At 70.4% G+C, this 19,834-nt stretch carries 19 protein-coding genes and 2 tRNA genes; 11 read left to right on the top strand and 10 right to left on the bottom strand.

Annotated elements, in window-relative coordinates; genetic code table 11:
- Window positions 1–5 precede the first annotated feature (5 nt).
- A complete protein-coding gene (locus AB0C38_RS43760; RefSeq protein WP_360685474.1) occupies window positions 6–665 on the bottom strand; it encodes a hypothetical protein in 660 nt (219 codons plus the stop codon).
- A 174-nt stretch (window positions 666–839) separates the two neighbouring features.
- Here AB0C38_RS43760 and AB0C38_RS43755 point away from each other — a divergent pair, with 174 nt between their 5' ends.
- From AB0C38_RS43755 to AB0C38_RS43745, 3 genes are all read left to right on the top strand, one after another.
- Window positions 840–2,033, top strand: a complete 1,194-nt coding sequence (locus tag AB0C38_RS43755; protein WP_360685471.1) for a HupE/UreJ family protein — start codon at window positions 840–842, stop codon at window positions 2,031–2,033.
- 115 nt (window positions 2,034–2,148) lie between these two features.
- Entirely contained in the window at window positions 2,149–3,687 is a 1,539-nt protein-coding gene (locus tag AB0C38_RS43750) for a metallophosphoesterase family protein (protein WP_360685468.1), read from the top strand.
- Window positions 3,688–3,752: 65 nt separating this feature from the next.
- On the top strand, window positions 3,753–4,667 hold the full coding sequence (locus AB0C38_RS43745) for a DUF916 domain-containing protein (protein ID WP_360685465.1): 915 nt from the start codon (window positions 3,753–3,755) through the stop codon (window positions 4,665–4,667).
- A 44-nt stretch (window positions 4,668–4,711) separates the two neighbouring features.
- On the opposite strand, the gene AB0C38_RS43740 is transcribed toward AB0C38_RS43745, so the two are convergent.
- Window positions 4,712–4,784 (bottom strand) — tRNA-Lys (locus AB0C38_RS43740).
- 166 nt (window positions 4,785–4,950) lie between these two features.
- On the opposite strand from AB0C38_RS43740, the gene AB0C38_RS43735 reads away from it, so the two are divergent.
- Window positions 4,951–6,135, top strand: a complete 1,185-nt coding sequence (locus tag AB0C38_RS43735; RefSeq protein ID WP_360685462.1) for an Ig-like domain-containing protein — start codon at window positions 4,951–4,953, stop codon at window positions 6,133–6,135.
- On the opposite strand, the gene AB0C38_RS43730 is transcribed toward AB0C38_RS43735, so the two are convergent.
- Window positions 6,132–6,470 (bottom strand): helix-turn-helix domain-containing protein, encoded by a 339-nt coding sequence (locus AB0C38_RS43730; protein ID WP_360685458.1) that lies wholly within the window; start codon window positions 6,468–6,470, stop codon window positions 6,132–6,134. The genes AB0C38_RS43735 and AB0C38_RS43730 overlap by 4 nt on opposite strands.
- Window positions 6,471–6,589: 119 nt before the next feature.
- Between AB0C38_RS43730 and AB0C38_RS43725 the strand changes: the two genes are divergently transcribed.
- Entirely contained in the window at window positions 6,590–7,264 is a 675-nt protein-coding gene (locus tag AB0C38_RS43725; protein WP_360685455.1) for an alpha/beta fold hydrolase, read from the top strand.
- On the opposite strand, the gene proP is transcribed toward AB0C38_RS43725, so the two are convergent.
- The 3 genes from proP to orn form a co-directional block, all read right to left on the bottom strand.
- Window positions 7,261–8,715, bottom strand: coding sequence for a glycine betaine/L-proline transporter ProP (gene proP, locus AB0C38_RS43720; RefSeq protein ID WP_360685453.1), 1,455 nt, complete (start codon window positions 8,713–8,715; stop codon window positions 7,261–7,263). The two genes, AB0C38_RS43725 and proP, sit on opposite strands and share 4 nt — an antisense overlap.
- A gap of 80 nt (window positions 8,716–8,795) precedes the next feature.
- Window positions 8,796–8,871: transfer RNA gene (locus AB0C38_RS43715), tRNA-His, on the bottom strand.
- Between the two features lie 76 nt (window positions 8,872–8,947).
- The gene (gene orn / locus AB0C38_RS43710) at window positions 8,948–9,556 is read right to left on the bottom strand and encodes an oligoribonuclease (RefSeq protein ID WP_360685450.1); all 609 of its coding nucleotides are present in this window, start codon (window positions 9,554–9,556) and stop codon (window positions 8,948–8,950) included.
- A 102-nt stretch (window positions 9,557–9,658) separates the two neighbouring features.
- On the opposite strand from orn, the gene AB0C38_RS43705 reads away from it, so the two are divergent.
- Both AB0C38_RS43705 and AB0C38_RS43700 read left to right on the top strand, forming a co-directional pair.
- Window positions 9,659–11,194 carry a helicase HerA-like domain-containing protein gene (locus AB0C38_RS43705; protein ID WP_360685447.1) on the top strand — a complete coding sequence of 512 codons (1,536 nt, stop codon included), beginning with the start codon at window positions 9,659–9,661 and terminating at the stop codon, window positions 11,192–11,194.
- A 71-nt stretch (window positions 11,195–11,265) separates the two neighbouring features.
- Entirely contained in the window at window positions 11,266–11,643 is a 378-nt protein-coding gene (locus AB0C38_RS43700; protein WP_360685444.1) for a DUF3224 domain-containing protein, read from the top strand.
- A gap of 117 nt (window positions 11,644–11,760) precedes the next feature.
- Here AB0C38_RS43700 and AB0C38_RS43695 read toward each other — a convergent pair whose 3' ends face one another.
- The 3 genes from AB0C38_RS43695 to AB0C38_RS43685 all read right to left on the bottom strand — a co-directional run bounded on the left by AB0C38_RS43695 (window position 11,761) and on the right by AB0C38_RS43685 (window position 15,000).
- Window positions 11,761–12,786 carry a trypsin-like peptidase domain-containing protein gene (locus AB0C38_RS43695; RefSeq protein WP_360685441.1) on the bottom strand — a complete coding sequence of 342 codons (1,026 nt, stop codon included), beginning with the start codon at window positions 12,784–12,786 and terminating at the stop codon, window positions 11,761–11,763.
- A gap of 98 nt (window positions 12,787–12,884) precedes the next feature.
- The gene (locus AB0C38_RS43690; protein ID WP_360685438.1) at window positions 12,885–14,207 is read right to left on the bottom strand and encodes a M20 family metallopeptidase; all 1,323 of its coding nucleotides are present in this window, start codon (window positions 14,205–14,207) and stop codon (window positions 12,885–12,887) included.
- A 40-nt stretch (window positions 14,208–14,247) separates the two neighbouring features.
- Window positions 14,248–15,000, bottom strand: coding sequence for a methyltransferase domain-containing protein (locus AB0C38_RS43685; RefSeq protein ID WP_360685435.1), 753 nt, complete (start codon window positions 14,998–15,000; stop codon window positions 14,248–14,250).
- Between the two features lie 143 nt (window positions 15,001–15,143).
- On the opposite strand from AB0C38_RS43685, the gene AB0C38_RS43680 reads away from it, so the two are divergent.
- The 3 genes from AB0C38_RS43680 to AB0C38_RS43670 all read left to right on the top strand — a co-directional run bounded on the left by AB0C38_RS43680 (window position 15,144) and on the right by AB0C38_RS43670 (window position 18,483).
- Window positions 15,144–16,046 (top strand): DNA-3-methyladenine glycosylase 2 family protein, encoded by a 903-nt coding sequence (locus AB0C38_RS43680; RefSeq protein WP_360685432.1) that lies wholly within the window; start codon window positions 15,144–15,146, stop codon window positions 16,044–16,046.
- A gap of 387 nt (window positions 16,047–16,433) precedes the next feature.
- Entirely contained in the window at window positions 16,434–17,195 is a 762-nt protein-coding gene (locus tag AB0C38_RS43675; protein ID WP_360685429.1) for a M50 family metallopeptidase, read from the top strand.
- A 55-nt stretch (window positions 17,196–17,250) separates the two neighbouring features.
- Window positions 17,251–18,483: an aldehyde dehydrogenase family protein gene (locus AB0C38_RS43670; RefSeq protein WP_360685426.1), complete on the top strand. Its 1,233-nt coding sequence runs from the start codon at window positions 17,251–17,253 to the stop codon at window positions 18,481–18,483.
- On the opposite strand, the gene AB0C38_RS43665 is transcribed toward AB0C38_RS43670, so the two are convergent.
- On the bottom strand, window positions 18,450–18,728 hold the full coding sequence (locus AB0C38_RS43665; protein WP_360685423.1) for a hypothetical protein: 279 nt from the start codon (window positions 18,726–18,728) through the stop codon (window positions 18,450–18,452). The two genes, AB0C38_RS43670 and AB0C38_RS43665, sit on opposite strands and share 34 nt — an antisense overlap.
- A 10-nt stretch (window positions 18,729–18,738) precedes the next feature.
- Here AB0C38_RS43665 and AB0C38_RS43660 point away from each other — a divergent pair, with 10 nt between their 5' ends.
- The gene (locus AB0C38_RS43660) at window positions 18,739–19,830 is read left to right on the top strand and encodes a dihydrofolate reductase family protein (protein WP_360685420.1); all 1,092 of its coding nucleotides are present in this window, start codon (window positions 18,739–18,741) and stop codon (window positions 19,828–19,830) included.
- Window positions 19,831–19,834 lie beyond the last annotated feature (4 nt).

Raw genomic sequence — 19,834 nt, 5'->3', positions numbered from 1 at the left:
TGCGGCTAGCCGAGCCGGATCACGATCCCGGTCAGGCCGTTCACCACGCTCGCGACCCCGGCCCGGACGGCGGCCGTCGCGCGCTCGGGAGTGAACGACGCCGGGTCGTCCTGCGACGAGGTTCCGAGACCCTCGCCGCGGAAGGACGCGCCGGGCCAGTTGGCCGCGGTGACGTTCGCGGTCGGTTCGGCAAGTTCGGCGCCCACCACGAGGAACTGCTGGTCGAGGTGGTTGGCCGTGACCAGCGCCAACGCGTCGACGAGGTCCTGGCCGGCGCTGATGACGAGGTCGGGCCGCAGGGCCATGGCTTGGCTGATGCTCGCGGTGAACCGGCCGGGATCCGCCGGTGTGACGGTCTTGAGGCTGACGTCCTCCTGCCCGGCCCAGCTCGTCACCGCGGTCACGAGGGTCTTGGTCTGCGGATCGTCACCGGTGCTGAGCAGCACGACGCGGTAGCCCGGCGGCGGGTGCACCCCGTCCCAGGACCCCGGCGCCGGGGTGATCGTCGCCTCCGGGGTCGGCGACGTCGTGACGAAGCCGGGCCCGAGGGCGCCGACCGGGCCGGCCGCGGGGTGCGGCTGGGACCAGTCGTCGGCGGAGCCGCAGCCACCGAGCAGGACGGCGATCGCGGCCAAGGCGCCGAGGGCCGGTAGTCGCGAGCGCACAGGGAACGTCCTCCGGGAACGGCGAGCGGGTCGTCTCTTCCTACCCGAACACCGATGGTTCCCCGAGGCGCGGCGCGGTGCTGTCGACGTCCGGTCGCCGGTTGTTCGCCCGCGGTCCGCCGTTCGTTCGCCTGCCCCGAGCAGGCTGCGGTCGACCAGCGGAAAGAGGAATCCATGCTCCGGGCTCGCGTGCTCATCGTCGCCGTCGTCGCGGGCCTCGTCGCCGTGCTGGGCGGCGCTCCCGCCTTCGCGCACGGCTTCGCGTCGACCGTCTACGCCGACGTCACCTCGCCCGAACCGGGACACGTCCGCGCCGCGCTCGGGCTCGAGTACGACCTGCTCGTCGTTTCGGCCGCCGACTTCGAGAAGGACGACCCGCTCTTCCGGCAGGGCAACGCGGCGTTCGAAGCCCGTGACTCCGCCGCCCAGACGGCCGCGCTCGAGACGCACACCGCGTCGGTCGTCCACTACGTGAGCGAACGTTTCCGCGTCACTGTCCCGGATGGACCGTGCGCTCCGGCCCGTGACGGCGGCTTCGCGGTCGAGGAACGCGACGGCACCCAGTACGCGCGGCTGGTCCTCGACTACCGCTGTCCGGCCGGGGACACCCATGACGTGCGCAGCACGCTGTTCGGGGATTCCGAAGGCTACGTGCGCGACACCAAGACGATCGCCACCTACGACCTCGATCTGACCTCCGGCAGCGCCGCTCTCGACGCGGGGCAGCCGTCGTTCTCCACCCGGCAGAGCACGGCCCAGCGGTTCTGGGAGTTCTTCCGCCTCGGCGCGGAGCACCTGCTCGGCGGGCTCGACCACATCCTGTTCCTGCTGGCGCTCATCGCGGGATCCCGCCGCCTGCGCGAGATCGTGCTGGCGGCGACGACGTTCACCCTCGCCCACTCGGTGACCTTCGTGCTCGCCGCCCTCGGTCTGGTGCACGCGCCCGCCGCGGTCGTCGAGCCGCTCATCGCCCTCTCGATCGCGGTCGTGGCGGCCTGGCCGCTGTGGCGGATGTGGCGGCGGCGCTCGCACGACGACGAACTCGACACGACCGGTCACTTCAGCCTCGACCGGGCCGGCTGGATCCGGCTCGGGGTGGTGTTCTGCTTCGGTCTCGCGCACGGGCTCGGGTTCGCCTCGGCGCTGGGCATCGACACGGCGTGGTCGTGGACGCTGCTGTGGTCGCTGCTCGTCTTCAACGTCGGGATCGAGGTCGTGCAGCTGACGATCATCGCGCTCGTCTTCCCGCTGTTCGTCCTGCTGCGCCGTCGCTCACCGGTCGCGCCGCGGTGGGCGGGCGGGGCGCTCGCGGCCGGCGTGTCGGTGATGGGACTGACGTGGTTCGTCGAGCGGGTGCTCGCGCTGTGACTTCTTCGGGCGTGCGCCACCGGGCCGCCCGCCGGTGTTCACCTGCCCAACATCGACGCGGGAAACGCTCTGAACCGGTCTTCCCGCCCCTCCGAACCGAACGGACGCAAACCCGATGAAGTTCCTCAGACCCCTCGCCCGCGGCGCCGTCGTGGCGGTCGCGGGCCTCGCCGTGGCTTACGGCGGCGGCCCGGCCTCCGCGGCCACCGCCGGCCAGCCGACGACGCTGTCCGGCATCGTCCTCGGCGTCGGTGCCAAGGAGTCCCAGCGCGTCGTGAGCTGGTACTCCTCGACCGGCGCCGCCCAGGTCGTCCAGGTCGCGCCTACCGCCAAGCTCGTCCACGGCCGGTTCCCCGCGAACGCCCGGACGTTCCCGGCGACCGTCGCGGCGAACACCGTCAACGGCGGTTTCAACGCCCACACGACGATCGACGGCCTCAAGCAGCGCACCGGCTACTCCTACCGCGTCGGCAGCGGCGGCAGCTGGTCGCCGGCGTACTCCTTCAAGACGCAGGACTTCAAGGGCGACTTCGACTTCCTGTTCTACGGCGACCCGCAGATCGGCTCGTCCGGCGACGTCGCGAAGGACGGCGCCGGCTGGCTGGACACCCTGAACGTCAGCTTGGCCGCGAACCCGAAGGCGGAACTGCTCGTCTCGGGCGGCGACCAGGTCGAGAGCGCGAACACCGAGACGCAGTGGGACGCTTTCCTCGCGCCCGACAAGCTGCGCCAGTACCCGTGGGCGGCCACGATCGGCAACCACGACGTCGGCGGAAAGGCGTACGAGCAGCACTTCTGGACGCCGAACACCGACCGCTCGGCGCCGTACTACAACGGCAGCCCGGACACCCGTTCCGGCGGCGACTACTGGTACCTCTACAAGGATGTGCTGTTCATCGACCTGAACAGCAACGCCTACGCGGCGGGCTCCGACGAGGCGCACATCGGCTACGTGACCGACGTGGTGAACAAGCAGGGCAAGAAGGCCAAGTACACGGTGCTGGTCTACCACCACTCGATCTACTCGCCGGCCGACCACGCCAACGACGCGGACAACCAGCAGCGCCGCAAGGACTTCCCGACGGCGTTCTCGAAGCTCGGGGTCGATCTCGTCCTGCAGGGGCACGACCACAGCTACTCCCGCAGCTACGTGATCAAGAACGGCCAGAAGGCGAACCCGGCCGAGCAGCCCGGCGCCACGCAGGTAACGCAGGGCCCGGGCGGCGTCGTCTACGTGACGGCGAACTCCGCGTCGGGGTCGAAGTACTACGACCTCACCGACCCGGACCCGAGCCAGGACTACGGTCCCGACCCGCTGAACCCGGACAACCACTGGGCGAACTCGGTCGAGAACCAGGAGCACGTCCGGTCCTACATCAAGGTCGAGGTCCGCGACGACAAGCTCTCGGTCCAGAACATCCGCAGCGGCACGTGCGCGGCCCCGAACGCGGCGGTCGAGCGGGGCAACGTGTCCTGGTGCGGCCCGAACAGTGGTGCCACCCAGGCCAAGCCAGTCGGTTCCACGGTCGACAAGGTGGTGCTCCACCCGTACCGCGGCCACGGTGACGACCACGGTCACGGCCCGGACGGGCCCTGCTGGATCGTGCAGCCCGGCCGCAACGGTGCGGGCCACACGGTCACTGCGCTGAGCTGACCCATCCGGTGGGGTGGCCGCCGCCGGCCACCCCACCGTTCCCTTCCAACCCCGAGGACCCCCCGATGCGCGCTGTTCTCCTCACCCTGTTCGCCATCGTGGGCCTCGCCGGACCCGCGGCCGCCCAAGAGAGCACGCCGTGGACGGTGGGAACGGCCGCCAACGACTTCGGTGCAGGCCGCGACAACTACAGTTACGCGGCAACCCCGGGGGACCGGCTGGAGGACGGCCTGGTCGTCACCAACCCCGGCCCGGCACCGCTGGAGCTGGCGGTGTACAGCGCGGACGCGTTCACCACGGGCGCGGGCCAGCTGGACCTGGCCACGCGAGAGGCGAAGCCGACCGGCGTCGGCAGCTGGGTCCACACCGGACTGTCCCAGCTGACCGTCCAACCCGGACAGTCCGCCTCGGTACCGTTCACGATCGACATCCCGGCCGACGCACCACCGGGCGACCACCTGGGCGGAATCGTCACATCGCTGAAGCAAGGAGATGTGGAGCGGCGAGTCGGCCTCCGAATCCAGCTCCGGGTAGGCGGACAGCTGTCGCCGGGGGTGTCGCTGGAGGGCTTGAAGGTGGAGTACTCAGGCGGCGGCGACGCCACGCTCACGTACACGATCCACAACACGGGCAACGCGGTGCTCGCGGCCAGGCAGACGGCGTCGGTGTCCGGCCCGTTCGGAATCTGGCGCGTTCCCGCAGAGCAGCTAGCCGACTCGCCACAGCTGCTGCCGGGGGAGACGTGGAAGACGTCGGTTCCGGTCCACGGAGTGGTTCCGGCTGTGAGCCTGACGGGTGCGGTCAGTCTCGTGCCGCTGTTGCCCGACGCATCGGGGTCGATCGCCCCACTATCGCCGGTGGAGACCATGGCGGATGGCTGGGCTGTGCCGTGGGTGCCGGTAGGGGTTCTGGTCGTGGTGGGCGGGTTGGTCGTGCTGCTGATCGTCCGCCGCCGCGTCGGCGCCAAGATTTCCGGATAACGCAAAACCCAGGCTGAAGAGATCTTCAGCCTGGGGAGTGGGTGTGCGCCATCAGGGACTCGAACCCCGAACCCGCTGGTTAAGAGCCAGCTGCTCTGCCAATTGAGCTAATGGCGCCGGTGTCTGCCGGAGGTTTCCCTCGGCGACGTGGAAAACATTAGCACCCGGTTCGGAGGCTCGTTTCAGGGGGGTCCCGTTAGCGAGTTACGACGTTGGCGCCCCGGGGTCGGGGCTGGTCGGGCACACTGTAGTCGGACATCGACGGCGAACCAGGCAGGTGCGTATGACGAGTGCGGGGGTGCGGCTGCTCGTGGCCGCGGGGGTGATCGGCCTCACGGTGGCCGGCTGTAGCAGTAGCCCTTCGAGTGAACCGCCGAAGGAGACGCCGTCCTCGAGTGCCCCCAAGCCCGCGCCGAAGCCTGCCGCGCTCACGTTGAGCCCTGCGAAGGATGCCAAGGACGTCGCGCCAGGTGAGCCCGTCAGCGTCACCGTCGTCGACGGCAAGGTCGGCGATGTGAAGCTGACCGGGGCCGACGGCAAGGTCGTCGGCGGGAAGGCGCGCGCCGACGGCTCCGGCTGGGACTCCGCCGAGCCGCTCGGCTACAGCAAGGCCTACAAGCTGACCGCGACCGCGACCGGTTCCGACGGCAAGCCGGTGACCCAGGAGTCGTCGTTCACGACCGTCAAGCCCGCTCGCCAGCTCGGCGTCTCCGTCAACCTCGAGGAGGGTGAGACCGTCGGCGTCGGGCTGCCGCTGATCTTCACCTTCACCGGCAACGTCGCCGACAAGGCCGCCGCCGAGAAGGCGCTCAAGGTCACCGCCGAGCCGGCCACCGAAGGCGCCTTCCGCTGGTCCGGCGACAAGCAGGTGACCTGGCGGCCGAAGGACTACTGGAAGAGCGGCACCAAGATCAAGGTCGACGCCGCCGTCTACGGCAAGGCGCTCGGCAAGGGCAGCTACGGCCGCGAGGACAAGACGATCAGCGCCGCGGTCGGCGACAAGCTCGTCGCGGTCGCCGACGGCCAGACCCACCAGATGACCGTCACGGTCAACGACAAGGAGGTCAAGACCATGCCGACCTCCATGGGCAAGCCCGGCCACAACACCCCGGCCGGCAGCTACACCGTCATGAGCGAGCACACCGGCTACACCATGAACTCCGCCACCTACGGCGTCCCCGAGGACGCGCCCGGTGGGTACAGCACCTTCGTCCAGTACGCGATCCGCCTGTCCTACAGCGGCATCTTCTACCACTCCGCGCCCTGGTCGGTGCGGCAGCAGGGCCACAGCAACGTCAGCCACGGCTGCCTCAACCTGTCCACCGAAAATACGAAGTGGCTGATGGACACGTCCAAGAAGGGCGACATCGTCACCGTCCAGAACAGCGGCGGCCCGAAGCTCGAAGCCACTGACGGCTGGAGCGTCTGGCAGCTGTCCTGGGACGAGTGGCGGAGCGCTGCGAACTAGCGGTCGTCGTACTCCGCGCGCGCGGCCGCGATGAGCGGCAGGTGCGTGATGCTCCACTCGAGCAGCGGCGCGGTGGCTTCGCGCAGGGTCCGGCCCATCGTGGTCAGCTCGTAGCTGACGTGCGGTGGCATGACGGCGTGGACCGTGCGGGTCACGATCCCGTCGCGCTCGAGGTCGCGCAGGGTCACGGTGAGCATGCGCTGGCTGATCCCGTCGATGGCCCGCTTGAGCTCGGTGAAGCGCCGCGGCCCGTCCTTGAGCATGCGCACGACCAGCAGCGCCCACTTGTCCCCGACGATCCCGAGCACTTCGCGGGCCTGGCACGGGTCCTGCACGGTTACCTCCTGAGAACCGGGGCACCAATTAGTGCCGTATTGCCCGGCGCGCTTCGAGTGGATCACGATGGTTCCGGTTACCGAATGGTACCGAGGAACCAAAGAGAACCGAGGCACGCATGTCGACATTCCTGCTGGTCCACGGCGCTTGGCACAGCGGACGCTGCTGGGATCGGGTGGTCCCGCGCCTGGAAGCCGCCGGACACCGGGTGCTCGCGCCGTCCCTGACCGGCTACGGCGACAAGGCCCACCTGCTGAGCCCGGAAGTCGGGCTCGGCACCCACATCGACGACATCGCCGGCCTGCTCGAGGACGAGCGCGACGTCGTGCTCGTCGGCCACAGCTACGCCGGGATGGTCATCTCGGGCGTCGCCGACCGGGTGCCGGAGCGGATCGGGAGGCTGGTGTTCCTCGACGCGATGGTCCCCGAAGACGGCGAAACCGCGGTCGACGTCCTGCCCATCACCAAGCAGCTCATCGACGCCGCGGTGGACGGCTGGCGGGTGCCCCCGATGGGCCTGTTCGGGGTCACCGATCCCGACGACGTCGTGTGGTTGCGCTCGATGCTGTCCGACCAGCCGGTGGGGTGCCTCACCGAGCCGGTCCGGCTGGACAACCCGGTGGCGAAGGGGATCCCGCGCACGCACATCCACTGCGTCGGCGGCCAGCGTCCGGCAGGCATCACCCGGCGGCCCGTCCCGGCCGGCGAGCCGGTGCGGGAGCTGCCGACCGGGCACGACTGCATGATCACCATGCCCGCCGAGCTGACCGGGTTCCTGCTGGAGACGGTCTAACCCTTCGCCGAGTCGCGGACGAGCTCCCGCGCCTCCTCTTCGGTCGCCACCGCGGGACCCGAGCCCCAGAGCGGCTTGTTCGCCGTCTCGCGACTGAAGTAGACGGCCACGGCGCCGACCGCACCCGCGGCCATCAGGTACCACGCGGGCCAGAAGTCGTGGCCGGTGGACGAGATCAGCGCCTGCATGACCAGCGGGGTCGTGCCGCCGAAGAGCGACACGGAGATGTTGAACGCGATGGACAGCGCGCCGTAGCGGATCGCGGTCGGGAACAGCGCCGGCAGCGCCGCGGGCATCGAGACCTCGAAGCAGAGCAGCAGCAGGCCGAGTCCCATCAGGCCGAGGAACGTGAGCACCAGGCCGCCGTCGTGCACCAGCAGCATCAGCGGCCAGGAGAGCACGAGGTAGCCGAGGCAGCCGGCCATCATCACGGGCTTGCGCCCGACCTTGTCGGTGATCCGGCCGCCGACCAGGATGATCAGCATCATCACGACCATGACGACGATGATCAGCAGCAGGCCGTGGGTGGCGTCGAGGTGCAGCTGCTCGGAGAGGTACGTCGGCATGTACGACAGCAGCATGTAGTCGGTGACGTTGAACACGAGCACGAGGCCGACGCAGATCAGCAGCGCGGGCCAGTAGTCGGTGAACATCTTCCAGAACGGCTCGCCGGAGCGGCCGCGCTTCTCGGCCTCCTCGGCGTGCTTCTGGAACGCCGGCGTCTCTTCGAGCTTGAGTCGCATGTAGAGGCCGATGATGCCGAGCGGGCCGGCGATCAGGAACGGGACGCGCCAGCCCCAGTCGAGCAGGGTTTCGTGGGGGACCCAGGCCTTCATGCCGGTGACGACGGACGCGCCGAGGACGTAGCCGGACAGCGTCCCGAACTCGAGCCACGAGCCCATGAAGCCGCGTCGTTTGTCGGGGGAGTACTCGGCGATGAAGGTCGTCGCGCCGCCGTACTCGCCGCCGGTGGAGAACCCCTGCACCATCCGGGCGACCACGAGCAGGATGGGCGACCAGATCCCGATGGAGGAGTAGGACGGGATCAGCCCGATGCACAGGGTCCCGATGGCCATCATGATCATGGTGACGGCGAGGACCTTCTGGCGCCCGATCCGATCCCCGAGCGGCCCGAAGACGAGCCCGCCGAGGGGTCGCATCAGGAAGGCGGCGGTGAAGGCCCCGAAGGTCCCGATCAGCCGGACCCCGGGCGACACGGTGGGCGGGAAGAACACTTCGGCGATGGTGTCGGCGATGTAGGCGTAGACGCCGAAGTCGAACCACTCCATGGCATTGCCGAGGGCGGCGGCTCCCACCGCCCGCTTGAGAAGCGACCGATCGACGACGGTGATGTCCTCGTACCGCAGCTTCTTCTTCCGCCTGATCTTCGGTGCTGAACGTGCCACCTGAACACCGTGCACCGGCGATCGGGTGTTCGCACGCTGAGCCATCCGGTCGTGAGGGTTACCACCAACGGCCGAAGATCGCAAAAAGCAAAAACCCCAGTTCGGAAAGATCCAAACTGGGGTGTTGGGGTGAGCGACGGGTTTCGAACCCGCGACCTCCTGGACCACAACCAGGTGCTCTACCAGCTGAGCTACGCCCACCATCGCCGAGGGGATCCGCTTGCGATCACCTTGCGGGGACAATCGTAGCGGGTGCCCTCAAGCGGATTGCAGGGGGTTACCTCTGCTGCTGTTCCTGCACCTCAGCTGCGGCGGCTTTGGCTTCGTCGCTGGTCGGGCCGGGCTGGGGGACGAAGGCGACGCGCCGGTAGTAGTCGAGTTCGCCGATGGATTCCTTGATGTCGGCCAGTGCCCGGTGCGCGAGGCCCTTCTCCGGCTTCGCGTAGTAGATCCGCGGGTACCAGCGCCGGACGAGCTCCTTGACGGAGGACACGTCGACCAGCCGGTAGTGGAGGTGGGCGTCGAGGGCCGGCATGTCGCGCGCGATGAAGCCGCGGTCGGTGGCGATGGAGTTGCCGGCGAGCGGCGCGGTGCCGGGCTCGGGGACGTGCTCGCGGATGTACTCGAGGACCCGGCGTTCGGCTTCTTCGAGGGTCACGCTGGAGGCGCGGACCTCTTCGGTGAGGCCGGAGTGGGCGTGCATCTCGCGGACGACGTCGGGCATCCCGGCGAGTTTTTCCTCGTCGGCGTGGATGACGATGTCGACTCCGTCGCCGAGCACGTTCAGCTCCGCGTCGGTGACGAGGGCGGCGATTTCGATCAACGCTTCCTTGCCGAGGTCGAGCCCCGTCATCTCGCAGTCGATCCAGACTAGGCGGTCGGTCACCTGGTGACCCTAACCCGACACGGGGATAAGAGCGGCGTTACCTGCGCGTACGGCGCGTTACGCTCGCGGTGTGGTGCAGGACACACGATCGGGGAGTTGCGAGTGACCGAGCAGGGGTCGCCGGCGAGCGAGATCGCCGCTGGTTATGCGAGTGAGGGTGCCGCGCTGGAGCTGGGCGCGGTGGTGATCGACGGGAAGACGGACGCCACGGCCGCGGTGCGCTTGCCGCTGGCGACGCTGAACCGGCACGGCCTGGTGGCCGGCGCGACCGGGACGGGCAAGACGAAGACGGTGCAGCTGATCGCGGAGCAGTTGTCGGCGGCCGGGGTGCCCGTCGTGCTCGCGGACGTGAAGGGCGACCTGTCCGGGCTGGCCGCGGCCGGGGAGGCGAACGACAAGGTCGGCAAGCGCTCGCAGGAGCTCGGCGACGACTGGGCGGGGACGGCGTTCCCGGTGCAGTTCCTGTCGCTGGGCACCGGCGGGAAGGGCTCGCCGATCCGGGCGACGATCACGAGCTTCGGGCCGGTCCTGCTGTCGAAGGTGCTGGGGCTGAACGAGACGCAGGAGTCGACGCTCGGGCTGATCTTCCACTGGGCCGACCAGCGCGGCCTGGCGTTGCTGGACACGAAGGACCTCCGGTCGGTGATCACGCACCTGACCAGCGACGAGGGCAAGGCGGACCTCAAGGGCATCGGCGGCGTCTCGGCCGCGACGGCCGGGGTGATCCTGCGCGCGCTGTCGAACCTGGAGGCGCAGGGCGGGGAAGACTTCTTCGGCGAGCCCGAGCTGGACGTCCACGACCTGATGCGCGCGTCCGACGGCAAGGGCGTCGTCACGCTGCTGGAACTGGACAACCTGCAGGCCAAGCCGGCGTTGTTCTCGACGTTCCTGATGTGGCTGCTGGCCGAGCTGTTCGAGGAGCTGCCGGAAGAGGGCGATCTCGACCAGCCGAAGCTCGTCTTCTTCTTCGACGAAGCACATTTGCTCTTCAACGACGCGTCGAAGGCGTTCCTCGAGCGCATCGAGCAGACCGTGAAGCTGATCCGGTCGAAGGGCATCGGCGTGTTCTTCTGCACGCAGCTGCCCACGGACATCCCGAACAACGTGCTTTCGCAGCTGGGCGCCCGGATCCAGCACGCGCTGCGGGCGTTCACGCCGGACGACCAGGCGGCGCTGGCCAAGACGGTCAAGACCTACCCGAAGACGAAGTTCTACGAGCTCGACACGGCGTTGACGTCGCTGGGCATCGGCGAAGCGATCGTCACGGTGCTGTCGGAGCGGGGCGCGCCGACGCCGGTGGCGTGGACGCGGCTGCGGGCGCCGCGGTCGAAGATGGGCTCGATCGGTCCCGAAGCCGTGGCCGCCGCGGTCGCTTCGTCGGACCTGCACGGGAAGTACGCCGAGACGATCGACCGGGAGTCCGCGTACGAGAAGCTGGCCGCGAAGGTCGCTCCCGCACCGGAGGCTCCCCCTGCCGAGGCTCCTCCGGCTCCGTCGGCTCCCGGGAAGGAGAAGGACGATCCCGGGTTCATCGAGTCGGCGATGAAGAACCCGGCCGTGAAGTCGTTCATGCGGTCCGCCGCGAGCGCGCTGGGCCGGGAGATCACGCGCGGGCTGTTCGGCAACCGGAAGCGGTGAGGAATACCTGACGCGAGCTGTCAGGTATGGCTGCGAAGCTCAGCTCACCATCGAGACAGGGGAAACCAGCCATGACCAGCACTGCCACCGCGTCGTTCGTCCTCGACGAGTGGGCGCCGCAGGCGACCGACGAGGCCGCGGGCACGGAGTTCGCCCGGGTGGCGATCGCCAAGACGTTCACCGGAGCGGTCGAAGGGACCAGCACCGTCGAGATGCTGACAGCGTCCAACGCGACTTCGCGCGCGTACGTCGCCTTCGAGCGTCTCGCCGTCTCGGTCGACGGCCGCAAGGGTGCCTTCGTCCTGCACCATTCGGCCGACGAGTCCGGCCTGACGCTGAAGATCCTCACCGGCTCGGGCTCGGGTGAGCTGACCGGGATCTCCGGCACGGCGAACATCGAGATGGACGCCGAGCAGAACCACACGCTGGTCCTCACCTACGAGCTGTAGACAGCGCGAAGGCCGTTTCGAGAGCCCCCGATTGACTCTCGAAACGGCCTTCGCGGTGTTCCCCCGCTCCCCGAAAGCGGGTGGGACGGACCGCCCCGACCACGGCCCGTCCGCGTCCTAGTTGTTCACGATCTGGTCGACGATCTTCTTGGCGTCGTTGATCGGGATGGCGAAGCCGATCCCGACGCTGCCGGCCGAGCCGTTGGCCGAGGCCGTCGGGCTGTAGAGGGCCGAGTTGATGCCGATGACGTTGCCCTGGGCGTCGACCAGCGCGCCGCCGGAGTTGCCCTGGTTGATCGAGGCGTCCGTCTGGATCGCGGTGTAGCTGGGCGTGTCCTCGGTCTGGTTCGAGGTCCGGTTGAACGGCGACTGCTGCTGTTGCTGGCCCTGCCCGATGTCGGACAGGTTCCGGTTGAGCGCGCTGACGATGCCGGTGGTGACGGTGTTCTGCAGCCCGCCCGGCGAGCCGATCGCGACGACCTCCTGGCCGACGACCAGCTTGCTCGAGTCACCCAGGGCCGCCGCCGTCAAGCCGCTGGCGTTCTGGGCCTGGACCACCGCGATGTCCGCCTTGGTGTCCGCGCCGACCACGCTGGCCTGGTACTTCTTGCCGTCGGAGGTGGTGATCACGACGCTCTGGGCGCCGTCGACGACGTGCGCGTTGGTCAGGATCCGGCCGTCCGCGGTGAGGATGACACCGGAGCCGATGGCCTCGCCCTGGTCGGTGGTGACGTTGATCTGGACCACGCTCGGCGTCACCTTCGCCGCGACGCCGCTGACGTCGCCGGAGGTCGAGTTCGAGACTGTCTGCCCGGTGGCCGCCGGCGTGCTCACCGACGTCGTCGCGCCGTCCGCCGAGTTCGTGGTGAGCCCGACGATCGCCGCGCCGCCGACGCCGCCGACCAGCGCGGCGCCGAGGGCGGTCGCGCTGACGATCATCGCGACGCGGCCGCCCTTGCGCGGCTTGGTCTTCACCGCCGTGGGCGCCTGCTGGGTGAACAGAGGGTTCGGCGCGGCCTGCTGCTGGTAGCCGTACTGCGGCTGCGGCTGCTGCTGCGCGTACGGCCCGTACTGCGGAATGTGCTGGTGCGGCTGGTGCCCACCGGGTGAGGCGGGGCCGGGCCGACTCTCGTTCTCGGTCATGCACCTAGATTCGCGCCCGTGCTTGTGAACAACCTGTGGAAATACCTCAGCCTTTGCTGAGAAGAATCAGCTGAGAAAACTCAGGTGATCCTCAGGTGTCAGGCGAAGAACGACGGCACGTCCAGTGCGCCTCCCGCCGCCTCGAACTCGTCGTGGACCGCCTGCCGCAGCTCGGCGTCGCCCAGGTAGTCCGTCGCGGTCAGGGCCAGGCCCAGCGCGCCGTCCCGGACTCCCGCGTCGCCCGTCTCCGAACCGGCCGCGGCCGCGAACTCCTTGGTGTGCAACGCGACCGTCGGGCCCGAGACGGAGAGCATCGGGTGCAGCGCGGGCATCCGGTACGAGAGGTTGCCCAGGTCCGTCGATCCCGTGAGCGACTCCGGGACGATGCCCGGCGGGAGCGGCTTGCGGCCGGTGCCCGCCTGGTTGACCGACCAGCGGCCGGCCAGGGTGGTGTTGAACCGGATCGGCAGGTAGGCGGCCTGGGCGTCCCAGGTCAGCTCGACGCCGCAGCCCGTCATCGCCGCCGCGCCCTCCGCGATCGACGTCATGCGCGCGGCGAGGTCGCGCAGCGTGTCAGGGGACTGCGAGCGGAGGTAGAACAGCAGCGCGGCCCGGGCCGGGATGACGTTCGGCCGGGCACCGCCGTCGGTGAAGACGCCGTGGACGCGGTCGCTCTGCGGGAGTTGCTGGCGTAGCGCTGAGACGCCCTGATAGGCCGCGACGGCCGCGTCGAGCGCGTTGCGGCCCATGAACGGCTGCGCCGAAGCGTGCGCGCCGACGCCGTGGAAGACCATCTCCAGCTGACGGCGGCCGAGGAACGGGTGCAGCGCGATGTCGTGGCTGAACGGGTGCAGCATGATCACCGCGTCGACGTCGTCGAACACGCCGGCGCGAGCGAGGATCTCCTTGCCGCCACCGCCTTCTTCGGCCGGGGTGCCGATCAGGCTGACCCGGCCGCCGAGCCGCTCGGCGACGGCCGCGGCACCGAGGAAGCCGCCCGCGGCGGTGGTGCAGATGACGTTGTGGCCGCACGCGTGGCCGAGCCCGGGGAGCGCGTCGTACTCGGCGAGGACGGCGATGTGCGGGCCGGCCTGGTGCGGGGTGCTGACGCGCAACGCGGTGTCGAGCCCGCCGACGCCGACGGTCGCCTCGTGGCCGTGCCGCTTCAGGAGGTCGGCAAGCGCTTGCACCGAGCGGTGCTCGGCGAACCCCTCCTCGGGGTGGGCGTGCAGATCTTGGCTCAACGCCACCAGATCGGGTGAACTGCGCTCGACCGCGGCGGTCACCTCGGCCCGCGTCGCCTCGTCCGCGCCGGGGTGCGGCGAGGACAGCGGTTCGGCCGCCGCGACGGCGTCGGCGGTGGCCTCGACCAGGGAACGCAGGTAGCTGTCGTCGGGCGGGAGTGGGTCGTGGTGGGTCATGGGGGCGATGCTAACCGCAGGCTCCGACAATCCGCGGCGCTCAGCTCAGCCGGCCCGCCACGATCTGCGTGACGCCGGCGTACCGCTCGGTGATCCCGGTGAAGCCGCGGGCGCGCAGGCTCGCCGCGATCTCGCCGCGGTCGAACATCCGCTGCCCGCTCAGGATCCCGCCGACGGACTCCGCAACCCGCGCGGGTTGCCAGCTACGCCGGGCGCTCGTCAGAAGGACGAGCCGACCGCCGGGCTTCAGTACGCGTGCGAAGGAGTCCAACGCGGTTTCGGGCTCGGCGAACATGTGGAGGGCGGCGAAGCAGCAGACGCCGTCCACAGTGGACTCCTTCAGCGGGAGCCGCACCGCGTCCGCGCGCAGGTAGGCGACGGAGGCCGGGCCGTCCTCGGCGACGGCCTTGGCGAGCATCGTGCGCGCGCCGTCGAGACCGATGGCGAGCCCGCCCGGGCCGACGGCCGTGCCGAACGCGCGCGTGAACCGGCCGGTGCCGCACGCGACGTCGAGCGCGGTGTCCCCGGGCTGCAGGTCGAGGAGCTTCGTCGCGAGCTCGATTTCGCCCGCCATGGTCGGTCCGAACGGGCCCTTGAGCGCGCGGCCGAGGGTGGGACGCCAGTACCGCTCGTAGACCCGCGGGAGGAGGGTGGTGCGCATCAGGCGTTGCGTGACGCCGGTGGGCGGGCCGGCCTGGCTCGCGGCGCCCAGCAGGTCGAGGTAGCCGTCGTCGGTCTTGGCGGGCGTCTCGAGCAGGTCTTCGAGGCGCTCGGTGGCGGTCTTCGTCGGCATTGCTCTCCTCTCGAATACCGGCAGTATGTCAAATCTAGGCCACTCGAACGAGTGAACAATCGGCGGGCTCAGGCGTTCGAGGCCCGAAATTGTCGGTCCCCGTGCCTAGCGTCGCAGTCGAGGTTCCGATCCGAGGAGGACAGATGACGATTTCCATGGTGGGCAGCGAAATCACGGTGCAGGGCGAGTTCGACCTGGCCGCGGCCGCCCGGTTCCTGACCGGCTTCGCTCCCGCGGGCGAGCCGGAAGCGGAGCCCGGCGCGCTCCGGGTGGCGTTCCCGCTCGACGGCGAGTGGACACCGGTGGGAGCGGTGCTGCGGCAGAGATCGCCCGGCGAGGTGGTCGTGGAGGTCCACGGCTCGCCTTCGCGTACGGATGCGGTCGTGGCACAGGTGCGGAGGATGTGCTCGCTGGATGTCGACGGCACCGGGTTCGGGCAGGTCGGCGCCCGCGACCCGGTGGTGTCCCTGGTGCAGGGGATGCATCCGGGACTGAGGCCGGTGCTGTTCGCGTCCCCGTACGAGGCGGCGTGCTGGGCGGTGCTGAGCCACCGGATCTGGATGACGCAGGCGGTCCGGCTGCGGCGTCGCCTGGCCGAGCGCTTCGGTACGGAGGTCGACGTCGGCGGCAGCGTGCTGACGTCGTTCCCGGCGCCCACGGCGCTGGCGAAACTGGAGTACCTGCCGGGCTTGTCCGGCCCGAAGATGCAGCGCTTGCGAGGAATCGCGGAGGCAGCGGCCGACGGCCTGCTCGACGCGACGACGTTGCGGGCGATGCCGGCGGAGGAAGCGCTGAAACGGCTGCAGCTCCTGCCGGGAGTGGGCCGCTTCAGCGCGGAGCTGATCCTGATCCGCGGCGCCGGCCACCCGGACGTGTTCCCCCAAGCGGAGACTCGCCTCCACGAGATCATGCGCGACGCGTACCACCTCCCGGAAGCGGGAGCCGAGGAGCTGACGGAGATCGCCGAGGCGTGGGCACCGTTCCGGAGCTGGGTGTCGTTCCTGTTCCGGGTGGAAGGGGAGGCGCGGATGAGGGAGTCCCGATGAGCTGATGAGCAGGTGGCCCGCCTCGAGTTACGGCCCCGCTCACGTGAGATCCGGTTCCAGTCACGTGAGTTCCGGCCCTGATCACGCGAGTCCCGGCTTCGAGCACGCGGGTTCGGCCTCGATCACGTGAGTTCCGGGCCCGTCCCACGAAGCAGGGCTTCACTTCCGGCGAGGCCCTGCTCACCTCGCCGGAAGCCGGTGCTTCCCGGCGGCGCGGCCGTCCGACGTGCCCGGGCGTCGAGTCAGTCCGTCCACCGCGAGCCCGAAACCGGCGTCGCGCCCACCCCACGACGAAAGGAGACCGCATCGACCCGATACCGGAGCCGCCGGAACCCCCAGCGGTGGGGACTCACCGTAGCCAGATGTCGCCTGTGGTGAGGTGTCCGGGTGAACTCGCCCGTTCAACTCGCGCTCGGCGGTCCGGCTGGTGCTGTCCTCCGCGCGGCGGCCACCACTCCGTCACTGCTCGAACAGGCCCAGACCCCGGCCGTGATCACGCTGGTCGCCGGTGGGGTGGCGCTGCTGGTCGTGCTGGTCGGCGGTAGCCCGTGGCGGCTGGCGCGCAACGGCGTCACGATCGTGCACGAGGCCGGGCACGCCCTGGCCGCCGTGCTGGTCGGGCGGCGTCTGCAGGGCATCAAGCTGCACTCGGACACCTCGGGCGTCACCGTCTCGCGCGGTAAGCCCGAGGGGCCGGGTATGGCCTTCACCGCCATGGCCGGGTACCTGGCGCCGTCGGTGCTCGGGCTGCTGTTCGCCAGCCTGCTGGGCGCCGATCTGGTCGGCACGGTCCTCGTCCTGATCGCGCTGCTGCTGCTCGGCGTGCTGGTGATGGTCCGCAACGCCTACGGGGTGTTCACCGTCGTCGTCGGTGCCGTCGTGCTGGCGCTCGTCGCGTTCGTCGCGCCGGTCGAGGTGCAGGCTCCGTTCAGCTACCTCGTGACGTGGTTCCTGCTGTTCGGCGGGGTGCGGCCGGTGGCCGAGCTGCAGGTCAAGCGGCGGCGGGGCCGCGCCCGCGACTCCGACGCCGACCAGCTGGGCCGGCTCACCGCGGTGCCGCCGGTGCTGTGGGTGCTGGTCTTCGCCGTGGGGACGGTCAGCTGCCTGATCGCCGGCGCGCTGTGGCTGCTGGAGCCCGTGGCCGCCTAGCCACGCCCATGCGGCAAACTGGTCTCTCGCTGGTCCGTGCGGAGGGAGCCGAACGATGGACGAGGTCGCCAAGGCCGTGGAGGAGTGCGCACGGGCGGCGAAGCTGGCCGCGCCGTCGCTCGCCGCCGCTTCCACCGAGGCGGTCGACGCCGCGCTGACCGGGATGGCCGAACGGCTGCTCGCGCACCGCGACGAGATCCTGGAGGCGAACCAGGCCGACGTCGAGCGCGCGAAGGCCGACGGGATGAGCGCCGGTCTGCTCGACCGGCTCACCATCACCCCGGAGCGGCTGACCGGCATGGCCGAGCAGCTGCGGCTGCTCGCCGGCGCCCCGCACCAGGAGCGCTCGGTCGACGTGTCCACCCTGGACGGCGGGCTGAAGCTGGTCGAGCGGCGACGTCCGGTGGGCGTGATCGGCGCGAACTACGAGGCGCGGCCGAACGTGACCGTCGACGTGGCGTCGCAGCTGGTCAAGTCGCGCAACGGCGGCGTGCTGCGCACCGGCTCGGCCGCGCTCGGCTCGGCCCAGCGGCTGCGCGAGGTCGTCATCGCCCCGGCGCTGACCGAGGCCGGCATCGACGCGGACTGCGTCCAGCTCGTGCCGCGGGTGGAGCGTGAGGCGGCGTCCGCGCTGGTGCGGCTGCCGAACCTGGTCCCGCTCGTGATCCTGCGCGGCAGCGGCGACAGCACCCGGGCGCTGGCCACCGAGGCGGCCGTCCACGGCGTGCGCACGCTGGCGCACGCCGATGGCGGCGGCGTCCTGTACGTCGACCGCGGGGCGGACGTCACGAAGGCGCGTGACCTCGTCTACGCGAGCCTCGACCGGCTGGGTGTCTGCAACCGGCTGAACCTGCTGCTCATCCACGAGGGCATCCACGACGACGTCTGGCCCGGCATCTCCGAGGCGCTGGCCGAGCGGGGTGTCACGCCTTCGCTGGCGCCGCACGAGCACGCCATCGGCTACGAGTGGGCGCTGGACTCCGACCGCGAGGCGACCGTCACGGTCGCCAAGGTCGGCGCGCTCGCCGACGCCGTCGAGATCGCCAACGAGCAGACGTCGGGCCTGGCGGCGGGCATCGCCACCGACGACGCGTCGGCCGCCGAGGCCTTCTTCGACGGCTACACCGGCACGGGCGTCTTCTGGAACGCCCCGACCCGCCTCCTCGACGGCTTCAAGCTGCTCGCGGTCCCGGAAACCGGCATCAACCTGGACAAGGTCCCCGGCCCCCGCGGCCCGGTGACGTACACGGACCTCTACGTCCGCCAGTACGCGGTCCTGCCCGCCTGACCGGTCTGGCGGTGGGCGCGGAGCCCGCGGGCCGGGGCGATGCCGGACAGGGTGCGGAGGTCGTCGGCCGTGTGCGCCGCGTTGACCACGAGTTCGGTGCGGTCATCCTGGTCGCGCACGTGGCGGTGGATGGCGCTCGGGCCGTCAGCGATCGCGATGGCCGCGACCAGTCGGCCCTCCGGGTCACGCGTGAGCCCGGTCGTCACCGGAATGTCGCGATCGCCGGACGTGTCACGGCCCGGCATACTGGGCCGGGTGATCACCCGGCCGCACGTTCTGCTGTCCGCCGCGCAGTCGCTGGACGGCTATCTGGACGACACGTCGCCCGAGCGGCTCGTACTGTCCACTGAGGACGACTTCGCGATCGTCGACCGGTTGCGGGCCGAGGCCGATGCCATCTTCGTCGGTGCGGGGACGGTGCGGGCCGACAACCCGCGGCTGCTCGTCCGGTCGCCGGAGCTGCGGCGGCAGCGGCTGGACCAGGGGAAACCCGAACAGCCCGTCAAGGTCACTGTGACCACCCAGGGCCTCGACCCGGACGCGCAGTTCTTCACCGTCGGGGACACCGAGAAGATCGTCTACGCGCCGCCCGGTGCGGCGGACGCGCTCAAGAGCGTCGCCACCGTTGTCGACGCCGGGAACCCGCCCGACTTCGGCCGCGTGCTCGACGATCTCGGCGCGCGCGGCATCAAGAACCTGCTGGTCGAGGGCGGCGGCGGGATCCACACCCGGTTCCTCACCGACGGCCTCGCCGACGAGCTGCGGCTGGCGATCGCGCCGTTCTTCGTCGGGCAGCCGGCCGCGCCGCGGTTCGTCGGGCCCGGGCTCTACCCGCGGCCGCTGGTGCTCACCAGCGCGCGCGAGCTGACGGGGATGGCGATCCTCGAGTACCGGGCGGCGGATGAGCCGACCGGCCGGGACGTCCAGCGACTGAAGGAAGCCATCGCACTCGCCGCCGAATGCCCGCCGAGCCACACCTTCCGGGTCGGGGCCGTGCTCACCGATGCCGATGGTGCGGTCATCGCGACCGGGCACTCCGGCGAGGGCGACCCCACCAACCACGCCGAAGAAGCCGCCCTCGCCAAGTGCGCCGGCGACCCGCGCCTGGCGGGGGCGACCATGTACAGCTCGCTGGAGCCGTGCAGCAACCGCAGCTCCCACCCGCGCAGCTGCACGCAGCTGATCCTCGACGCCGGGATCCCGCGGGTCGTGTTCGCGTGGCGCGAGCCGCCGGTGTTCGTCGACGCCCGGGGCACCGAGCTGCTGCGGCAGGCGGGGCGCCACGTGGTCGAGGTTCCCGCGCTGACCCCGGAGGTCCAGCGCGAGAACACCCACCTCGAGTTCTGAACCG

This window comes from Amycolatopsis sp. NPDC048633, from assembly GCF_040650695.1.
In the GTDB taxonomy this organism is placed as follows: Bacteria; Actinomycetota; Actinomycetes; order Mycobacteriales; family Pseudonocardiaceae; genus Amycolatopsis.
The sequence above is the reverse complement of the archived record's forward strand: the minus strand, read 5'-3'. Positions and strand labels throughout refer to the sequence as shown.